16 protein-coding genes are annotated in these 19,675 nt (G+C 59.2%); 12 read left to right on the forward strand and 4 right to left on the reverse strand.

The window, feature by feature from the left end; genetic code table 11:
* Positions 1-100 precede the first annotated feature (100 nt).
* Complete coding sequence (locus V7714_RS15155; protein ID WP_335710454.1) at positions 101-1,633, forward strand: 2-isopropylmalate synthase; 1,533 nt, start codon at positions 101-103, stop codon at positions 1,631-1,633.
* A gap of 116 nt (positions 1,634-1,749) precedes the next feature.
* Here V7714_RS15155 and V7714_RS15160 read toward each other — a convergent pair whose 3' ends face one another.
* Positions 1,750-4,035 (reverse strand): beta strand repeat-containing protein, encoded by a 2,286-nt coding sequence (locus V7714_RS15160; RefSeq protein ID WP_335710455.1) that lies wholly within the window; start codon positions 4,033-4,035, stop codon positions 1,750-1,752.
* A 396-nt stretch (positions 4,036-4,431) separates the two neighbouring features.
* On the opposite strand from V7714_RS15160, the gene V7714_RS15165 reads away from it, so the two are divergent.
* The 6 genes from V7714_RS15165 to V7714_RS15190 all read left to right on the forward strand — a co-directional run bounded on the left by V7714_RS15165 (position 4,432) and on the right by V7714_RS15190 (position 12,445).
* Positions 4,432-4,869, forward strand: coding sequence for a type IV pilin protein (locus V7714_RS15165; RefSeq protein ID WP_335710456.1), 438 nt, complete (start codon positions 4,432-4,434; stop codon positions 4,867-4,869).
* Between the two features lie 9 nt (positions 4,870-4,878).
* On the forward strand, positions 4,879-5,511 hold the full coding sequence (locus V7714_RS15170; protein WP_335710457.1) for a GspH/FimT family pseudopilin: 633 nt from the start codon (positions 4,879-4,881) through the stop codon (positions 5,509-5,511).
* A 2-nt stretch (positions 5,512-5,513) separates the two neighbouring features.
* Positions 5,514-5,957, forward strand: a complete 444-nt coding sequence (locus V7714_RS15175) for a hypothetical protein (RefSeq protein ID WP_335710458.1) — start codon at positions 5,514-5,516, stop codon at positions 5,955-5,957.
* 23 nt (positions 5,958-5,980) lie between these two features.
* Positions 5,981-7,255 (forward strand): PilW family protein, encoded by a 1,275-nt coding sequence (locus V7714_RS15180; protein WP_335710459.1) that lies wholly within the window; start codon positions 5,981-5,983, stop codon positions 7,253-7,255.
* Positions 7,252-7,971 carry a pilus assembly PilX family protein gene (locus V7714_RS15185; RefSeq protein ID WP_335710460.1) on the forward strand — a complete coding sequence of 240 codons (720 nt, stop codon included), beginning with the start codon at positions 7,252-7,254 and terminating at the stop codon, positions 7,969-7,971. The genes V7714_RS15180 and V7714_RS15185 overlap by 4 nt, the downstream gene beginning before the upstream one ends.
* Positions 7,972-8,041: 70 nt before the next feature.
* Positions 8,042-12,445, forward strand: coding sequence for a pilus assembly protein (locus V7714_RS15190; protein ID WP_335710461.1), 4,404 nt, complete (start codon positions 8,042-8,044; stop codon positions 12,443-12,445).
* Positions 12,446-13,103: 658 nt separating this feature from the next.
* Here the strand turns inward: V7714_RS15190 and ilvC are convergent.
* From ilvC to V7714_RS15205, 3 genes are all read right to left on the reverse strand, one after another.
* The gene (ilvC, locus tag V7714_RS15195; RefSeq protein WP_284197007.1) at positions 13,104-14,120 is read right to left on the reverse strand and encodes a ketol-acid reductoisomerase; all 1,017 of its coding nucleotides are present in this window, start codon (positions 14,118-14,120) and stop codon (positions 13,104-13,106) included.
* A gap of 73 nt (positions 14,121-14,193) precedes the next feature.
* Positions 14,194-14,685, reverse strand: a complete 492-nt coding sequence (gene ilvN / locus V7714_RS15200; protein WP_284197008.1) for an acetolactate synthase small subunit — start codon at positions 14,683-14,685, stop codon at positions 14,194-14,196.
* Positions 14,686-14,698: 13 nt separating this feature from the next.
* Positions 14,699-16,459, reverse strand: a complete 1,761-nt coding sequence (locus V7714_RS15205; protein WP_335710462.1) for an acetolactate synthase 3 catalytic subunit — start codon at positions 16,457-16,459, stop codon at positions 14,699-14,701.
* Between the two features lie 532 nt (positions 16,460-16,991).
* Between V7714_RS15205 and V7714_RS15210 the strand changes: the two genes are divergently transcribed.
* From V7714_RS15210 to rph, 5 genes are all read left to right on the forward strand, one after another.
* Complete coding sequence (locus V7714_RS15210) at positions 16,992-17,567, forward strand: RNA polymerase sigma factor (RefSeq protein ID WP_335710463.1); 576 nt, start codon at positions 16,992-16,994, stop codon at positions 17,565-17,567.
* Positions 17,564-17,938 carry a DUF3619 family protein gene (locus V7714_RS15215; RefSeq protein ID WP_335710464.1) on the forward strand — a complete coding sequence of 125 codons (375 nt, stop codon included), beginning with the start codon at positions 17,564-17,566 and terminating at the stop codon, positions 17,936-17,938. The genes V7714_RS15210 and V7714_RS15215 overlap by 4 nt, the downstream gene beginning before the upstream one ends.
* Positions 17,935-18,294: a DUF3106 domain-containing protein gene (locus tag V7714_RS15220; protein ID WP_335710465.1), complete on the forward strand. Its 360-nt coding sequence runs from the start codon at positions 17,935-17,937 to the stop codon at positions 18,292-18,294. Before V7714_RS15215 ends, V7714_RS15220 begins: the two co-directional genes overlap by 4 nt.
* A 72-nt stretch (positions 18,295-18,366) precedes the next feature.
* Positions 18,367-18,864 (forward strand): RDD family protein, encoded by a 498-nt coding sequence (locus V7714_RS15225; protein WP_335710466.1) that lies wholly within the window; start codon positions 18,367-18,369, stop codon positions 18,862-18,864.
* A 94-nt stretch (positions 18,865-18,958) separates the two neighbouring features.
* Positions 18,959-19,675 (forward strand): ribonuclease PH, encoded by a 717-nt coding sequence (gene rph, locus V7714_RS15230; RefSeq protein ID WP_335710467.1) that lies wholly within the window; start codon positions 18,959-18,961, stop codon positions 19,673-19,675.

Consider the following 19,675-nt stretch of genomic DNA (forward strand, 5'->3'; position numbering starts at 1 on the left):
ATAAACGCGCTTAGCCAGACCAGAACAACATCAATCTCAGCCGCCCGGCCCTTAGGCCCGGCGGCTTTTTTGTTATTACATCGTCACTGGAGACAGCATCATGAGCGAACGGCTCTACATATTCGACACCACCTTGCGCGACGGCGAGCAGAGTCCGGGCGCATCCATGACCCGTGACGAGAAGATACGCATTGCCCGCCAGCTGGAGAAGCTGGGGGTGGATATCATCGAGGCCGGTTTTGCCGCTGCCAGCCCGGGCGACGCCGAATCCATCCACGCCATTGCCGAGGCTATCAAGGAATCCACCATCTGCTCGCTGGCGCGAGCGAATGAGCGCGATATCCGTGCCGCGGGCGAGGCTATCAAGCCGGCTGCCCGTGGCCGCATCCATACCTTTATCGCCACCAGCCCCATCCACATGGAGAAAAAGCTGCGCATGCAGCCCGACCAGGTGGTGGAAGCCGCGGTGGCCGCCGTCAAGCTGGCGCGCCAATACACCGACGATGTGGAGTTCTCGGCCGAGGATGCCTTGCGCTCCGAACCGGAGTTCCTCTGCCGTATCTTTGATGCCGTGATACAGGCTGGCGCCCGCACTATCAATGTGCCCGATACCGTGGGCTATGCCGTGCCGCACCTGACCACCGAGTTCTTCCGCAAGCTGATCGAGGGTACGCCCAATTCGGACCAGGTGATCTGGTCGGCGCACTGCCATAACGACCTTGGCATGGCGGTGGCCAACTCGCTGGCTGCCGTGATGGGCGGCGCCCGCCAGGTGGAGTGCACCATCAATGGCCTGGGTGAGCGTGCCGGCAATGCTGCGCTGGAAGAGATCGTCATGGCGGTACGCACCCGCTGCGACGTGTTTGACCTGGAAACCCGCATCGATACTACCCAGATCGTGCCGGCCTCCAAGCTGATCTCCTCGATTACTGGCTATCCGGTGCAGCCGAACAAGGCCGTGGTCGGCGCCAATGCCTTTGCGCATGAATCCGGCATACACCAGGATGGCGTGCTCAAGCACCGCGAGACTTACGAAATCATGTCGGCCGAATCGGTGGGCTGGAGCCAGAACAAACTGACCCTGGGCAAGCTCTCCGGCCGCAATGCCTTCCGTACCCGCTTGCAGGAGCTGGGCATGCTGCCCGAAGGCGAAGAGGCCCTGAATGCCGCCTTTGCCCGCTTCAAGGAACTGGCCGACAAGAAGCGCGAGATATTCGACGAGGATCTGCGCGCCCTGCTGGGCGACAGCGGCCCGGACGCGACCGAGCGTTACCGGCTGATCTCGCTCAAGGTAGTGTCGGAAACCGGCGAGCAGCCCACGGCTAACCTAGTGATGGGGGCGCTGGGTGAGGAGCACAGGGTGGTGGCGCACGGGGCTGGCCCGGTCGATGCGGTGTTCAAGGCCATAGAGAGCGTGGCGCAGAGTGGCGCCGACCTGCTGCTGTACTCGGTCAATGCCGTGACGGCGGGGACGGATTCGCAGGCCGAGGTGACGGTACGCCTGTCGCTCGATGATATGGTGGTGAACGGCCAGGGCGCAGACATTGATGTGCTGGTGGCCTCGACGGAGGCCTATATCTCGGCCCTGAACCGACTAACGACCGAGGCCGGGCGGGCGCACCCGCAGGCTTGATGCCTGACTGGCACGGTGTGCCGGGGTATAAAACAAAAAGCCCGCAGAGTGCGGGCTTTTTGTTTGTTGCTACTTGCTGCGCCCGCCGGCCTTGAGGGCTGGCGGGGGGGCAGGTCTTAGTTAGGGTCGCTACAGGTTTCTGCTACGCCGTAAGGGCTTACTTTGCCGGGAGGCGCTTGAGTCTGATCGTCATAGTCTCCAGACACACCGTCCAGGTAGATGATGGCCGTGGTGCTGGCTTCACTACCTTGCACGGTGGCACGGGCGGTCAAGGCAACCCTGGTCCAGTAAGCCCTGTCCTTGGTATAGCCAATCCGCATGGTGGCGCTGCCGCCGGCATTCGTCAGGACTCGCGCAGGGGCTGCGGCGGCTACGAAGCCGGGATCCAGCTCCTTGTTGCCATTGAAGTCCTCGCCGGGTTCCATGATGCCGTTATTGGCGCCCACGCCGTTGAGCGGGTCAACAAAGGTATCTTCGTTGTCGCACTCTGTCGGAGCCTTCAGGCGAAGGCACTGAATCTGTGGTGGAGTGGTATTGGTCGTGCCTGCCGAAAATGTTCCTGCTGGGCAAGAGGTGCCTGAGGGCGTGAAGATTTCTGGACCACTTGTTGGATACCAGCTTACGCCGGTCCAGTAGTGGTAGCCCTTGTAATACTTCACCGGCACGATGGAGAAGGTCACTTCGGCGTTGACGACGGGGTTGCCAGCAGCATCGGTGACGATGGCGGTGTAGGGTTGGCCGTACTCGGTGGCGCTGAGTACCTCAAGGCTATTGCCCGTACCCAGGCGTACAAACAGGGCCTGACCTGCAACAGTGAGGCGTGCAGTCGAGGTGACGGCTGTATCCTGTACGGTTGCAGTAATGACCACGCTGTCCTTGGAGCTGGTGGAGTTGCCGGCTGTGTAGGTGGTGCTGGTCTGGCCTGCACTGTCGGTCACGCCACGGGCAACACTGAGCGTGCCGCCGGTGGTGTCGCTCAAGGTAAATGAAACCACCTTGTTCTTCACCAGGTTGTTCTTGGCATCACGTACGGTGGCGGTGATGGCGGTCTTGCCGCGCGGTGCCACAGTAGATGCTTCAACCTGGATATTGAGCTTATTCGGTGCGGTAGCCACATATTCGACGGGGTACTGTGAGGACACGCTACCAGATTGTGCTGTGATGACAGCGGCGCCAGCCGTGTCGGCCTGCACAGTGACATAGGCCGAACCCGATGCATCAGTGACTTGTGATGCGGGGGTGACCGTGCCGCGTGTGGACGTAAAGCTGATCGTCTTACCAACTTGGGGCACGCCAGCTACCAAATAACGCGCAGTGACGACAATAGGCGTATCCAGGTTGAATTCTGGCGAGCTACCTGCCGGGAACGATGCGCCGGCTTGGCCTTCTGCGGCGGTCACCGTGAAGCTCTGATTGCTGATACTCATGCTGAGTATGCCCACTTCACTCAAGGCCGACGCAGTGATGCTGTCGGCGCCTGGGTTGGTGGCGTTATAACGCACGGTGGCCTGGCCGGTGGAGTCGGTCGAGACTGTCGTCACATTGGCGTTGTTCACGCTGAAGGTATTGCCCAGCGTAGAGCCCAGCGCCAGTGCCTGACCCGCAATGGCACGCCCTGCGCCATCCTGCAAGCGTATGGTCAGCTGGGTATTGTTGCCCACGACCAAAGTGTTCACGCCAGCGATGGTGATCTTGGTGCCGGCCAGGCGTACTTTGGTGGTCGCGGTGACTGAACCCACCTTGGCGGTGATGTTGATATCGCGGGTGGACTTGTCATTGCCGCTGCCGAGTACGGCGGTGGCACGGCCTGCAACATCGGAAACGCCACCGTTGTTGACGGTCAAAGCACCCGAATCGGCAGTGAACGAGACAGTTTGGCCACTCACGGTATTGTTGTTGGCGTCCTTGACCAAGGCAGTAAGGTCGATGGTGGAGCTGCCATCTGCCAGTAGCGTGCCGCTGCTGACCAGTAGCTGTACCGATGCCACCGACACGCCCACCGAGGCGTTATTATAAGTCAGGCTCGATTTGGTTCCGCCCGCCGAGGTGGCGGTAATGACCGCGGAGCCAATGTTGGGGCCGGAGGCCAGGGTAATCGTGGCCGTGCCTGTCGAATCGGTAATCCAGACACCATTGGCGGGGGTCATGACGCCAATCAGAGCATCCGTGCTGAAGGTAATGGTCTGACCTACCTTGGGGACGCCAGCACCGTCCTTGAGCACAGCTGTGACGGTGGCCGACTGAGTTGCGGACAGCGTGGAGTTGCTAATGGTCAGGATGAGGGATTCCGTCTTGGAGGACTCGGAGTCACTGCCGCCAGGGCCGCCGCAGGAGGCCAGGGCAATGGCTACCAGAACCAGGGCGAAACGCCACAGTTCGTGCCATATACTGAATTTGCGCATAAATATTAATTCCTTTTCTGAGCTTGAGCGCGGAAGTTGTTCAGAGATAAGGCGAATTTAACTTGGGCCATCCGCATTCATATGGCATTTAACGCCAAGTTAATTGCAAAATCAATCTTGGCCGATTTTGAAAGCGTCAATGTCGTGTGCAAACCTCGCACACTACTTAAGCAACGCCTTATCGAGAACAAAGGGCTTGCGGTCCCGCGCTTGGGGAGTGCGGTTGTCCGACATGATAATGACATTGACCCCCGACCGTAAGCCCCCTGAGAATGTCGGCCCCTGGCATGCAGGTTGTGCCATTGATCCGTCCTATGATGACGCTGGTCGCACCAAGATGACATCGTCTTGGCGCCCGTCTGATAATCCAATCCAAGTTGAACATGGGAGAGCATCGTGAACAAGAAGCAACTGGGATTCACCCTCATTGAGATCATGATCGTGGTAGCCATCATGGGGATACTGCTCGCCATTGCGGTGCCTAACTATCGTGAACATGTGGTGCGATCTCATGCCACTGCTGCGCACAGCCTGATAGCCGATCAGCGCGTCCGGCTAGAGCAGTCATATCAGGATAGGCGCCGGTATGGTGATGCGGGGGTTTGCGATGTCGCTATGCCGACGGACAAGAACTTTACATTGACGTGTGCGGCGCCAGGTAACCAGGCGCAGACCTATCTCCTGACCATTACCTCCAAAGGGGCTGCGGGTGTTGGTGCCAATGGCATGGCCTTCACTGTGAACGAGTTGAATGCACGTCAAACCACGGCGTTCCCTGGTGCGGCCGGCTTGCCCAAGAATTGCTGGATAACGACCAAGACTGGGTCTTGCTAAGGCATCGCCATGGATAATTTTCAGTATGCCAGCCTGCACCGCGCCAAGGGTTTCAGCCTCATAGAGATGATGGTAACGCTGGTCATCATCGGGGTGCTGATGGCCGTGGGCATACCCAGTTATCGGGCCTGGACAGAGAACAGCGCCCTGCGTGCCCGAACGGATGCCTTGATGGATGGCATGCGGCAGGCACGGATAGAGGCGATCAAGAATAATTCGTCAGTGCGTTTTTCGCTGGCAAACGGCACTACCTGTGTGCCGACCAATGGCGCGCCGCACTGGGTGATCTGGCAAGACACAGCCGCAGTGCCGTCTGCACTGGTTGGGTGTAATGACGGACGGATATTGGTGGCCTCGGGCAGTACCAAGGTGGCGGCCAATGCGGTCATTACTAATCGCATTGTCAATGCTGGGGGGGCGCCTACCGGTGATACACCACATACCATACAGTTTTCGGCACTGGGCCGGGTTGTCGACAACATCCAGGGAGGCTGGTGGGTAGATGTTGATCTGCCTGCCACCGTGCTGCCTGTGGAAAAGTCGCGCAATCTCCGTATTACTGTCAGCCAGGGGGGCGAGCTGCGCATGTGTGACCCCGACGCCGAGAATCTTCTTCCCCCTAAAGACCCACGCAGGTGCTGAACGTGAAACCTACTTTCCGCCATAGATATCCATCACGCAGATTGCGCGACCAAGCAGGTGTGATGTTGCTGGAGGCACTGGTGGCCCTGGTGATTTTCTCGCTGGGCTTGCTGGGGCTGGTGGCCTTGCAGGCACGTGCCATTACCATGGACCTGGATTCGCGCCATCGTGGCGAGGCGGCAGTGCTGGCTAATCAGTTGATGGGCAGCATGTGGACGACGAATCCCGCGGTGGTAAAAGACAACTACAAAACCGGTTCGGCCGCCTTTAACGCCTGGTCGGCGCAGGTCGCCGCCAGGTTGCCGGGGGTGGCTGACCACCCGCCGACGATTACCTGGTCGGAGCCTACGGCGAATCGTCCACGTCAGGTGACAGTGACGGTGAGTTGGAAGTTGCCATCGACTGAGGCCAGAACCTACACCACCACTGCGGAAGTGATGCAGTAAAACCATAACTTAGGCAGGATGCCGTGATTACCACGCCCGATTTTCCCCGCCGCCAATCCCAATCAGGCATCAGCCTGGTTGAGATCATGGTTGGCATGGTTGTCGCCCTGATTACCACGGTTGCCATCATGGAAACCTACCGTGGCTATGAAGGCCAGCGCCGCACTACCAGTGCCAGCAGTGAATCCCAGACAAGTGGGCAGTTTGCCCATTATCAGCTGGACAGGGACTTGCGCATGGCTGGGTATGGCCTGACCAATGTACGTTCGGCCATTGGTTGCAATTTTGGTGCGGCTTATGCCGCCGCGTTGGCGCCTACCGGGGTGTTCCCCGTGCCGCCAGCAGGCCCTGCGGGCATGAATGCCCCCATTATTCTGCCGGCCTTGATTGCAGACGGTGGTGCAGCTGCTGACGGCATACGCGTCATGCGCGCCAATGGTGGCAATGCCATACCGTTTAATGGGGTGGTGCCCACTCTGGTACCTACCAGCTTCAGTGTCACCCTTGCGCGCTCCAACATCGCTTTTATGGTGCATCGTGGGGACTTGGCCTTGCAGGTCAATGTGGCGAATCAGACCTGTCAGCTGGCGCAAGTGACCAATGAGCCGGACAACGACAACTTGGCCCAGGTGATGTTTACCCCGGGTGGTGCCACCTGTTCGCGCAACAGTTGTGCCAGCAGTTCGTTCAACTCCGCCACTGCGCTGGCTGGCAGTACCGAGCTTGCGCATCTGGGGGGGCTGACGGTGCAGAGCTATACCGTCTCGGGCAATGCGATGAATCAGACCACGGGCATACTGGGTGCCAGCTATGACGGTACAGGGGCGTTGCGTGTCAACCCGCCGGCCATTGCCACGATGGCAGGACGTGCGGAAGTGGTGCGGCTGGCCGATCAGGTGATAGACCTGCAAGCGCAGTACGGTATTGATACGGTCAACAATGACCGGATTACCGACATTAGCAATTGGGTTGAACCTACCGGTGTGTATGCAGCTGCGGCACTAACACCGGTACAAGCCAGGCAGATACGGGGCCTACGTTTTGCCCTTGTCTCTCGTAACAACCTTCGTGAGCGCCCCCGTGATGGTGTCAACTGTGATGCCACACCGCCAGAAGTGCAGGCTTCGCCTGTCATGGCTGTTTCGTTTCCAACCGGGCCCGCCATTTCGGTGGATATGCGGCGCGGCAGTGATGTGGCAGATGGCCCGAACGAGTGGCGTTGTTATCGTTACCAGGTGTTCACTGGCATCGTCCCGCTGCGCAATATGATCTGGAACTCGCGAGGCATCGAACAATGACCCGTAAGCTATTCTATTCGATGTCGTCATCGGCGCGCTTGCAGCACCAGCACGGTGTGGTGTTGTTGATTTCATTGATTGCGCTTGTCGCACTGACTTTGGCGGGATTGGCCATTGTTCGTCAGGTTGATACCGCAACTCTGATCACCGGTAACCTGACTTTCCGGCAGTCGAGTATTAATACTGCTGACCTGGCGGTTGAGCATATGGCTGATTCCAGTGCCGATGGTGGATTTGCCACACTGAATGGTATCAAGACGCGCTACCACAACAATTACAACGACTGGTATCGCGCCACCTTGTTTACCGAGGAGAATCCCACGGCGCCTTGTGCGAAGAACGATGCGAACTGTATCAAAACCTCGGGCATACCTAATGTACTACGCTCGGCGGGCAAATGCCGCAGTGCCAGCGATGCCAGTGCTTCTGCGTTACGGGCAGTGTGGGATGAGCAATCGGGCAATTGCGCCGTAATGGTGCTGGAACGGATGTGCCGTAATACCGGTCAGGCGACTGCCAACCACTGTGTGCTGTTCAACGAGGCGCAGATTAGCGGCAAATGGAAACAAGGCCAGACGGGTGATGGTACCGATAGTGGAGACATTACGCCGCCGCAGAACGGGGTGGGTATGCGGCTGAGTGTGAGGGTGGATGGCCCACGGGGTACGACCTCCTACTTGCAAACCATATTGATCTACCCCTTGCCGGATAGGTGACCGCATACTTTGCCGGATACAGATGGACCCCGTCATCACATCTCCACGTGTTAGTGAGAGGAAAACAGTCATGTCAGACTCCAAGTCATACGCCACCAAGGCCTTGGTGGCCATACTGGCCTTGTGCCAGGTAGTTAGCGTCGAGGCGGTGGTGCCTCCGCTGGGCAATACGCCATTGAACCAGACCAGCTCAGTCGAGCCTAATTTGATGTTTGTCTACGATACTTCGGGCAGTATGGCTTGGAGTTTTGTGCCGGATCATAGCTCGCTGGATGGCAATACGCTAAACAGCGCCAATGTGGTGCCCGGTACGGTGGGCTACAAAAACCATATGTGTAACACATTGGCTTTTAACCCATTGATTGATTACCAACCGCCTTACCGTGCGGACGGCGTGCTTTTCCCCCAGGTGAATTTCGGCGCAGCCCCCTATGAGGGATTGCGCCCAACCATGTCGAGCGGCACCAATACGGTAGCCATGCCGCATGGGGGGACAGGCTCGGTAGTAAACCTGGCGACGGAGTATTTCGGTTTCGATGTGGTCGAGTCTGCATTGAATAATGTGAATAGTAATTCACCGTTGGTGTCTGTAAGGCGTGGTAACAATAATAGTGGCAGCTCAACAGCGAACAATGGCAATACGTCTATAGGCCTGGTTGCAAGCAATATTACGAATACCTCACAGGCTCGTGTACAACGGTCGGCTATCGCCAGCCCGAACTGGACTGTCAGGGTGCTGCCTGAGACAACCGGGCATGGTTACCAAGTCAACGATATCGTTATTGTGCATCAGCCTTTGGCTGTAGCTGGTTTGTATCGGGTAACGGCCGTGTCCACCTCGGGTTCTGACCCCTATTTCGAGTTCCAAGTGCCGGGCACCGTTCCGGTTCCGACGACTACGACTTCGCCTGCGCAGAGCTGGCTTTTTCAGGAAGCGCAAAGCGATCAGCTCTATGTATTTGGTGCCAGCCCTAATTTCAATGCCTATATCGTGATGCCGGGGGTAAGAGCCCGCATGCTTGATGGCTATCGCAAACTCGAAATTACTACCAGTACGAATAATCAGTACAATGGTGTGTACGATATCTCCGATATCAATTTCGTGAATGGCTTCACTGGTTTTATCAAGTTTCCTGTCACTACCAACTTTTTGCCGGGCACCAACTCGCAGAATGTGGGTGCGTATTACAAGGTCACTGAGATTCCCAGCGAGGCACACTATTTTGCCTACACCGGCCCTGGCACCGACCTGACCTTTGATGATGATGTGTGCAAGGAAGCCCCCTCGGTTTCTGTGGTGCTTGGCAAGAAAGTGCTGGGCAACTCCACCAATTTTACGTATGTAAAAATACCCGGAAATGTTCCCGGCAGTACCAATACGCGCGTTAAAAATAGCGAAGGCGTAGAAGTGTCGCTCAGCAATGCGGTGCTCACCCAGCGATTTGCCAATTGGTTCAGCTATTACCGTCGCCGTAGTATGTTGATGAAATCCGCCGTCAGTACGGCATTCAATTCGGTAGACGACTCGTTCCGGGTTGGGTTTTTGTCAATTAATGCGGCGCCTAACCAGATCACTACTGCGGGCAATGCCATGTTCCGGCCGGTAGACAAGTTTTCCGGGACGGTGCGCACCAACTGGTATGAAACCTTGTTCGCCTCGGGTGAAAACTACAGTACGCCGCTGCGTGAGGCATTGGCCGGTGCGGGCCGTTATTTCGGCAATAAGTACAATACTACGGTAGTTGATCCAATGTACACGTCGGACCGTGGTGGCCTCTGCCAGAAGAATTTTACGATATTGTCGACGGATGGGCAGTGGAACAACACCACGCCGAACCCGTTGAATTGCAACAACTGTGCAGTGGGTCTGAACGGTACCCCAGGCAACAATACGGATAGCGTTTTTGATGCGGACGGTAATTCAGGCCCTGTTGCCTTCGCACCTTATCGGCTACGCAGCGACGGTGTATTTGATGGCCGAAGCGTGTCTGGCATGCTGGCGGATATTGCCCTGCATTACTATGCACAGGATATACGCCCCGACTTGTCGAACGAGAAGTTCGACACGACAAAACCAGCACCGTTCCAGAACATGGTTACCCATACCATCGGTCTTGGGTTGACCGGACGGCTGGCGTTCACTTCTGATTACAAAACCTCGACCGCAGCCGATAATGATTTCTACCGTATCAAGCAAGGAGTTGCTACCTGTTCTGCTGCAGGTGGTGGTACCGGAAGCAGTGTTTGTAATTGGCCCGATCCATCCGCAGGCGGTATGCAGCGTGTAGACGACCTTTGGCACGCTGCCGTGAATGGGCGCGGTACCTTTTTCTCGGCGAAGGACCCTTCCTCGCTGTCACAGGGGCTGGCTACCGCGCTGAACAGCATTCAAGCGGACGTTTTCAATGCGGTGGCGCCGTCATTTGCTAGCCCGGTACTGTCAGACAATGACAATGTGGCCTATGTCGCTTCTTACCGGAACGGCAGTTGGACGGGCCGCGTGGAGGCTAAGCTGATTAATCCAGATACTGGTGATCTACTTACCACGCCGCCGATATGGCGTGCACACAACATATTGGATGCTGCCGTGCTGGCGGATGGCGGCACGGGCTGGAGTACGCGACGTCGTATTGCAGTGGGCAATGGCGCTGGTGGGGCGGTTCCCTTCCGGTGGGCTAGTTTGCCTATTGCACATCAAAACGTGCTGGCTGATGGTAAGGATGCGGCATATGGCGAGAAGCTGCTGAATTACCTACGCGGCGACAAGAGTAACGAAGGTAGTGCCGGCAGCAAGTTGTTCCGCCCACGTGGCGATGACCTGGACGGCGATCCGACCATTGGTATTCTGGGGGATATCATCAATTCCCGGCCTATCGTGTTGGGTAAAGCGACATCGCGTTATAGCGAGGACTACCACGAGGGTTACAATGATTTTGTGGCGCTGGTCAAGAATCGTAAGCCTGTCGTTTATGTGAACAGCAACGATGGCATGCTGCATGCCTTTGATGCTACCTCGGCGGGCAGTGGTATCTCGCGGGTTGCAACTGCGGATTCAGGCAAAGAACTCTGGGCATATATTCCTGGCTTGCTGATGCATAGCGGCACGGATGAGGACGGTCGTAAGAACGGCTTGCAAAGCTACGCTTATGTGGAAGGCGGTACGCCACCTTTCCGTAAGCATTATCTGAATGATGCGACACCGACCGTCTTCGATGCGGACCTGGGTCATACAGGTGGCGTCAAGGGAGCCAAGGATTGGCGCAGTATCCTGATCAGTGGTCTGAACAAGGGGGGCAGGGGTTATTTTGCGCTGGACGTCACCAATGGCGGTGCAGTGACCACTGAGGCAGAGGCGGCCAGCAAATTCCTGTGGGAGTTCAAGGGTGACGCCGATATGGGCTACAGCTTTGGGCAGGCAACCGTCTCCTGGCTCAAGAATCAAGGCTGGGTGGTGATCGTGCCGTCAGGCTACAACAACAGCACTGGCAATGGTGCAATCTGGATACTGAATGCCAAGACAGGTGCAGTAATAAAGAAGTTCACCATTTCGGCTACTGGTTGCGGCGACAACTCCTGCTTTGCCGTGCCTGGTATTGGCCCGGGTAATCCATTGAACCTAGGCAGTCTCGCTACGTTTGTGACCAGTGCTGATGAGGAGCGCCTGTGGTCCATCTATGCGGCGGACATGCAAGGCAATGTCTGGCGCATGGATGTGTCAGACGACAATATGAACAACTGGAAGATTGTGAAACTGGCGGAACTGGACCGCAATACCGCGCCTACGGGGGTTTATGGCACCACGCGTCAACCGGTGACAGTCAATCCGGCCATTGCTTGGGACTCGGCTGCTGATGCTCGCTGGATCTTTATCGGTACGGGGCTGGACCAGAGCAAGTTGGATCGGGATGATCTGGTGCCACAGGCTAGCCAGGTACAGAGCATGTACGCCATCCGTGATGGCAAAGCACTGGCGCCACTTACAGGTGCTGAGCTGCCCGTGAAGCGCGACAAAATGGTAGCGGTTAATCGCGCAGGCACAGATGAAGTGGTGATGCCGTCTGACAAGCGTGGCTGGTATATGGATCTGGCGCCTTTCGAGGCGGCCTCACCTGCGAATCGGTTGGCTGAGCGCGTGGTGCTACAGCCATCGGCTGCGCTGGGCCAGGTGATTTTTGCTTCTACCGTCCCAACTAAGGATCTGTGCACGCCCGGCAACATCGCACGTGTTTATGCCCGTTCCTATCTTGCGGGTAAAGAAGGCCGTTCGTTCCTGCAGAATAGTGGTGGCAGTAGAGTTGCCTACATTGAGCTGATGACAGGGGCCGCAGCCAGCCCGCGCTTGGTACAGTTGAAGGGTGGTAAAATCGTGCTGCAAACTGCGGACGTGAAGGGCAGTATCACTAACGTTGGCCTGGAAAATGCCGATGTGAGTTTGCAGAGCAAGACCAGCTGGCGTGAACTGATACCGGATTGATCTACGGTATAGATACGCAGGAAAGCAGGGGCACCTCAGGGTGCCCCTTTTTACATGTACTTTGGGCAAGAGTTCGGTACGGTATAGCGAGAAGCCTGTTCAGATGGAGGGCCTGCTATTCATGGTGGTCTGAGCGTGTGCGGCGGCCGGGCCCATGTAGCGTAATGATTTACTGCGGCAGCAAGCTGCAAGCCGGTGCGCCGTTGAAGTCCGCAGCGGCTATGGTGCAGGTAATACTCCGCAGGACGGCGATTCACCAGGCTGGAAGGTGCGGCCGGCCAGGAGGAATATGCAGCTGTTGAAAATCAGGCTGACGGTTTCCAGCAGGGTAGGGGACTCGGTGTGGACGAATGTCTCGGGGTGATCCAGTTCTGCCAAGCCCTGGCGGTATGGCTGTTGCCGTCCTACTCCCAGGTGGCGGCCAGTCCGGGATGGCGGATAGCTGGCAGTTCGCGGAAGCGCAGTGAGCCGCTGTATTCGATGGCTTGCTGTGTGCTCATGGCGCAGTTGGCGTGGCGAGAGCATACAGATCGCCACCACGGGCGTAAGCGCAATAGGTGCCGGTGTGCTTGGCGCTGGCGCGCGCCATGCAAAAGGCCGGCAATGCCGGCCTTGGGTGCTGCGCTTGGGGTGGGTTTACCCCACCCCAGGGTAGTGCTTAGTTCTTGCTCTGGTCGACCAGCTTGTTGGCCTTGATCCACGGCATCATGTCGCGCAGTTGCTCGCCCACGACTTCGATGGGGTGGGCGGCGTTGAGGCGGCGGCGGGCGGTCATCTCGGGGTAGTTGGTCTTGCCTTCGAGGATGAAGCGCTTGGCGTATTCGCCGGTCTGTATGCGCTTGAGGGCGTTGCGCATGGCGGCGCGTGACTGCTCGTTGATCACCTCGGTGCCGGTGACGTATTCACCGTACTCGGCATTGTTGGAGATCGAGTAGTTCATGTTGGCGATGCCGCCTTCGTACATCAGGTCGACGATGAGCTTGAGTTCGTGCAGGCACTCGAAGTAGGCCATTTCCGGGGCGTAGCCGGCTTCGGTGAGGGTTTCGAAGCCCATCTTCACCAGCTCGACTGCACCACCGCAGAGTACGGCCTGCTCGCCGAACAGGTCGGTCTCGGTTTCTTCGCGGAAGTTGGTTTCGATCACGCCGCCCTTGGTGCCGCCATTGGCAGCAGCGTAGGACAGGGCCACGTCACGGGCGCGGCCGCTGGTGTCCTGGTACACGGCGATCAGCGAGGGCACGCCGCCGCCGCGCTTGTATTCGGAGCGCACGGTGTGGCCTGGGCCCTTGGGGGCGACCATGATGACGTCCAGGTCGGCGCGCGGCACGATCTGGTTGTAGTGGATATTGAAGCCATGGGCGAAGGCCAGCGAGGCGCCTTGCTTGATGTTGGGTTCGATATCGCGCTTGTAGACTTCAGGCTGGCTCTCGTCCGGCAGCAGTATCATGACCACGTCGGCGCCCTTCACGGCCTCGGCGACTTCCTTGACCGACAGGCCGGCATTCTCGGCCTTGCTCCACGATGCACCGCCCTTGCGCAGGCCTATGGTCACGTTCACACCGCTGTCCTTCAGGTTCAGCGCATGGGCGTGGCCTTGCGAGCCGTAGCCCACGATGGTGACTTGCTTGCCCTTGATCAGGGAGAGGTCGGCGTCTTTGTCGTAGAAAACCTTCATTGCGGTAACTCCTTGTTGGGTGTGAGAGGTGCCGGGGCGGCGGGTGTCTGCCCGCGTGTGGTGCCCCGCACGATCAAATTTTCAGTATGCGTTCGCCACGGCCTATGCCAGAGGCACCGGTCCGTACGGTTTCGAGGATGAGGGTGCGGTCCACCGCCTCGATAAAGGCGTCCAGTTTGGAGCTCTCGCCGGTCAGCTCGATGGTGTAGGTCTTTTCGGTCACGTCGAGGATGCGGCCACGGAAGATGTCGGCCATCCGTTTCATCTCTTCGCGGTCCTTGCCGGTGGAGCGGACCTTGATCAGCATCAGCTCGCGTTCGACATGGTCCGACTCGTTCAGGTCGATGACCTTGACCACCTCGATCAGCTTGTTGAGCTGCTTGGTGATCTGCTCGATGACGTCATCGGAGCCGCTGGTGACGATAGTCATCCGCGACAGGGTGGCGTCTTCGGTGGTGGATACCGTGAGCGAATCGATGTTGTAGCCACGGGCCGAGAACAGGCCCACTACCCGGCTCAGGGCACCGGCTTCGTTTTCCAGCAGGATGGAAAGAATATGTCGCATGGGTCTCTCCTCCTCAGCTCAGGTTGCCGTAGTCGCGCTCTTTTGCGACGGTGCCTTGTTGCAGGTGGCGCATATGCGGCGGCAGATCCATCTGGCTCAGGCCGCGGTTGTTCTGCACCATGGGGAAGACGTTCTCGGTCTGGTCGGTGATGAAGTCCATGAACACCAGCCGCTCCTTCAGCTTCATGGCCTCGCGCAGGGCGGGTTCCACATCGGCCGGGCGCTCGATCTTCATGCCGACATGGCCATAGGCTTCGGCCAGCTTCACGAAATCGGGCAGCGCATCCATATAGGATTCGGAATAGCGGTTGCCGTAGAAGAACTCCTGCCATTGCCGCACCATGCCCAGGTAGCGGTTGTTCAGGTTAATCACCTTCACCGGGGTGTGGTACTGCTTGCAGGTGGAAAGCTCCTGGATGTTCATCTGGATGGAGGCTTCACCAGTAATGCAGGCCACGGTGGCATCGGGATTGGCCAGCTGCACGCCCATGGCGGCAGGCAGGCCAAAGCCCATGGTGCCCAGGCCGCCGGAGTTGATCCAGCGGCGCGGCTTGTTGAACTTGTAGTATTGCGCTGCCCACATCTGGTGCTGGCCCACATCGGAGGTGACGAAGGCATCGCCGCCGGTGATCTCGTACAGGGTCTGCACCACGAACTGCGGCTTGATGATGTCGCTGCTGGCGTCGAACTTGAGGCAGTTGTGGCTGCGCCATTCCTCCAGCTGCTTCCACCAGTTGGCCAGGTGCTCGGCATTGGGGCGGGCGCCGGTCTGCCGCAGCAGGGCCAGCATCTCGTCCAGCACATCGCGCACATTGCCGACAATGGGGATGTCCACCTTCACGCGCTTGGCGATGGAGGAGGGGTCGATGTCGATATGGACGATCTTCTTGGGCGAGCTGAGGAAGTGCGAGGGCACCGAGATGACGCGATCGTCAAAGCGGGCGCCGATGGCGATCAGCACGTCGCAGTGCTGCATGGCCATATTGGCTTCGTACAGGCCGTGCATGCCCAGCATGCCCAGGTTTTGCGGATCGGAGCCGGAGAAGGCGCCCAGGGCCATCAGGGTGTTGGTGGCGGGCACGCCCAGCATCTTGACCAGTTCGGTGACCTGGTTGGAGGCATTGGACAGCACGGCACCGCCGCCGATGTAGATCAGTGGCCGCTTGGCGTCGCTCAACAGATTGACGGCCTTCTTGATCTGGCCTGGGTGGCCCTTGGCAGGCGGGTTGTAGGAACGCAGGCTGACCGATTGCGGGTAGTGGAACTCCGCGCGGGCCAGGGTGATGTCCTTGGGGATATCGACCACGACAGGGCCGGGGCGGCCGGTGGTGGCGATATGGAAAGCCTTCTTCATGGCGCTGGCGATGTCGCGCACATCCTTGACCAGGATGTTGTGCTTCACGCAGGGCCGGGTGATGCCGACCATGTCGACTTCCTGGAAGGCGTCGAGACCAATGGCGGGCGTGGGCACTTGGCCCGAGATCACCACCATGGGGATGGAATCTAGGTAGGCCGTGGCAATGCCGGTAATGGCATTGGTGGCACCGGGGCCGGAGGTGACCAGCGCGACCCCGACCTTGTGCGAGGAGCGCGAGTAGCCATCGGCGGCGTGCACGGCACCTTGCTCGTGGCGCACCAGCACGTGCTTGAATTTGTCTTGCTTGAAGATTGCGTCGTAGATTTCGAGGACAGCGCCACCCGGGTAGCCGAAGACGAATTCAACGCCTTCTTCCTGCAAACAACGGATGACGATTTCCGCACCGGATATTTCCATGATGTCTTCCTTGGTAAAGGGGACACTAAAACAGACCGAGGCGACGTGTGGCAGACAGCCCTACCCGGAGACTGGCCCGCACTGCTGTGCGGGTGGGTACGCGCACCCGACGCCTTGGAAAAGACGCCAGACCAACGCACCGTTACCGGGGCGACTGCGAATCGGCATCTGCCGACTCAAGCCAACTTGCAACGACAACCAAGATCTGCAACCAATGCAGCAGAAAAGCCGATAAAGCTTTTGTATATCACGGGCACGTAATGGCTACGCACCAGAACCAACCGGGCTGTCACCGCGCGCTGGCTTGTGGCTGGCGGGTGACCATCGAGACTTGCTGCCGATGTGGTGCCGGCAAGCGAGTTGCAAGCGGCACCGTCCGTGGCGGAGAGGATGGGTGTGACCATAGCCGACCTGACCGGGGCAGGTCAAGTGCCGCAATGCAACATGGGCGATGCTAAACCGCTGTTTGCAAAACGACTTCCGCGCACGTCACTGCTATCATCGCGCCCCCGCCTCTTGTTTACCCTGCGCTGTGCCCACTCCGTCCTCCATTGCCGATTTCCTTGCTGCTGCCGAGCACCGCGCCTTCCGGCAGGCCATGTTTGCCGTGCAGAACGAGGATGCTGCGCTGGACTTGGTGCAAGATGCCATGCTCAAACTGGTGGAGCGCTATGCCGGCCAGCCGGCTGAGGAATGGCCCTTGCTGTTTCAACGGATATTGCAGAACGCAATTCGGGACTATTATCGTCGCAGCAAGGTGCGCAACCTGTGGGTGGGCCTGCTGTCTGCCCTGCACCTACGCCAGGGCGAGGACGACGATGCTGAGCCGGACCCGTTGGACACCCTGGTCGTGGAGCCTGGCTGCGAAGCCTTGCAGCAGCCCGATGTGCAATGGGGACGTCGCCAGATGCTGGCCTTGCTGGAGGACGGTCTGGCACATTTGCCCTTGCGTCAACGGCAGGCCTTCCTGCTGCGTTATCTGGAAGAGATGGACGTGGCCGACACGGCGGCGGCCATGGGCTGCTCGGAAGGCAGCGTCAAGACGCATTGCTCGCGGGCATGCCACAGCCTGGCAGACTGGCTGCGAGAGAGAGGGGTGGAGCCATGAGCAAGTCGCAGTGGGAGGAAGACACCTTCGGCAAGGCCGCCGCCAGCCAACTGGCTGCGCAGCCGCTGTCGCTGCGGCAGCAGCACAGGCTGGCCCAGGCGCGGCAGGCAGCACTTGCACGGCAGCAGACCGGCCCATCGGGCTGGTGCATGGGCCTAGTGCGCTGGCTGGGGCTGCACCCGGTGGCTGGCCGACGCTTGGGCCAGGCGGCCTGGCTGGCCTTGTGCCTGGGCGTGGGCCTGTTCTGGTGGCAGCAAGGCAATGCGGGTTTGATCGACGACGATATCGATGCCCAGCTGCTGGCCGACGAGGTGCCCATGGAAGTGTGGTTGTCCGACTCAGTGGAGCACCTGGCCAGGGAGGCCTCATGATGCGCCTAGTGTTGCCCCTGCTGCTGTTCTGTACCGCCACGGCCGTGGCGGCAGCGCCCCCGGCGGATTGGGCGGCCCTGGCGCCGGCCCAGCAGGCGGTGCTGGCGCCGCTGGCGGCGGAGTGGGGTAGCTATAGCGCCGGCCAGCGGCAGCATCTGCTGGCCCTGGCCGAGCAATATCCCCACCATAGCGCGGCCGAGCGCAGCCGCATTGACGCCCGCATACGCCATTGGGCCAGCCTGAGCCCGGCCGAACGCAATCGGGCGCGTGACAACTACAAGAAGGTGCAGCGCCTGCCCTCGCCCCAGCGCGAGCAGGTAAAGGAAAAGCTCAAGCAGGTGCAGGCGGCCAACTGATCCGGGCCGCTGCTTGTTTTATCTGGGCTTGCGCCGTATCTTGGCGGGCTTGTCTTGCATGCAGGTTGCACCATGTCGGTAGAACACCCTCTTGCCCCCCGTTGGCGGCGCCTTGTCTCGCTTTGCTATGAGAGCCTGCTGCTGCTGGCCGTGATTCTGGTCGCCGGCATGCTGTTCCAGTTGATGTTCAGCCGGCTGGCGGGCACGCCGGCCCAGTTCGCCTTTCTGATTCTGGTGCTGTACGGCTACTTTGCCTGGTGCTGGCGCCGCTCGGGCCAGACACTGGCCATGAAGACCTGGCGGCTGCAACTGCGCAACCGCGCCAACCAGCTACCCAGCCTGTGGCAGGTCAGCCTGCGGTTTGCCCTGTGCCTGCTGGTCTACGCACCGCTGATACCGCTGTGGGCCTATACCAAGCACGTGCCGGACATGAAGTGGCTGCTATGGCCGGGCCTGGTCTGGATGGCGCTGCCCTGGCTGTGGGCGCTGGTAGATCGCGAGCAGCAATGCCTGCATGACAGGCTGGCCGGCATCCGGGTGGTACTGCTGCCCATACACCGCGCTGATTAGGTGACAGGGCAACGGCGCCAGGGCGCTGCCTTGCCACCGTGAGGGCTTGACGCTTGGGGTATAATTTCTGCCTTGATATTCAATGAGGTATGACATGCGCCCCTCTGGCCGCCAACCCAACCAGCTTCGCGATGTCCGCATCACCCGTCACTACACCCGCCATGCCGAAGGTTCGGTGCTGATCGAGATGGGCGGCACCAAGGTCATCTGCACTGCGTCGGTAGAAGAAAGCGTGCCGCCTTTTCTGAAAGGCAAGGGCGAAGGCTGGGTGACCGCCGAGTACGGCATGCTGCCCCGTTCCACCCATAGCCGCATGAAGCGTGAGGCGGCCAGTGGCAAGCAGAGCGGCCGTACCCAGGAAATACAGCGCCTGATAGGCCGCAGCCTGCGGGCCGTGGTGGACATGAAGGTCCTGGGCGAGCGCCAGATCAGCATAGACTGCGACGTGATACAGGCCGACGGCGGCACACGCTGTGCCAGCATTACCGGTGCCTTCGTGGCCCTGCAGGATGCCATCACCAGCCTGATGGCGGCCGGCAAGCTGGGCAGCAATCCTATCCGCCAGCATGTGGCAGCCGTCTCGGTGGGCATATACCAGGGTGTGCCGGTGCTGGATCTGGACTATCTGGAAGACAGCGACTGCGATACCGACATGAATGTGGTGATGACGGCGGCTGGCGGTTTTGTCGAACTGCAGGGCACTGCCGAAGGCACGCCTTTCAGCCGCGATGAAATGAATGCGCTGGTGAATCTGGCGGACGCTGGTATTGCGCAACTGATTACCGCCCAGAAAGCGGCCTTGGCTGGTTGA

It is taken from the genome of Chitinimonas sp. JJ19 (assembly GCF_036961565.1).
GTDB lineage: Bacteria > Pseudomonadota > Gammaproteobacteria > Burkholderiales > Chitinimonadaceae > Chitinimonas.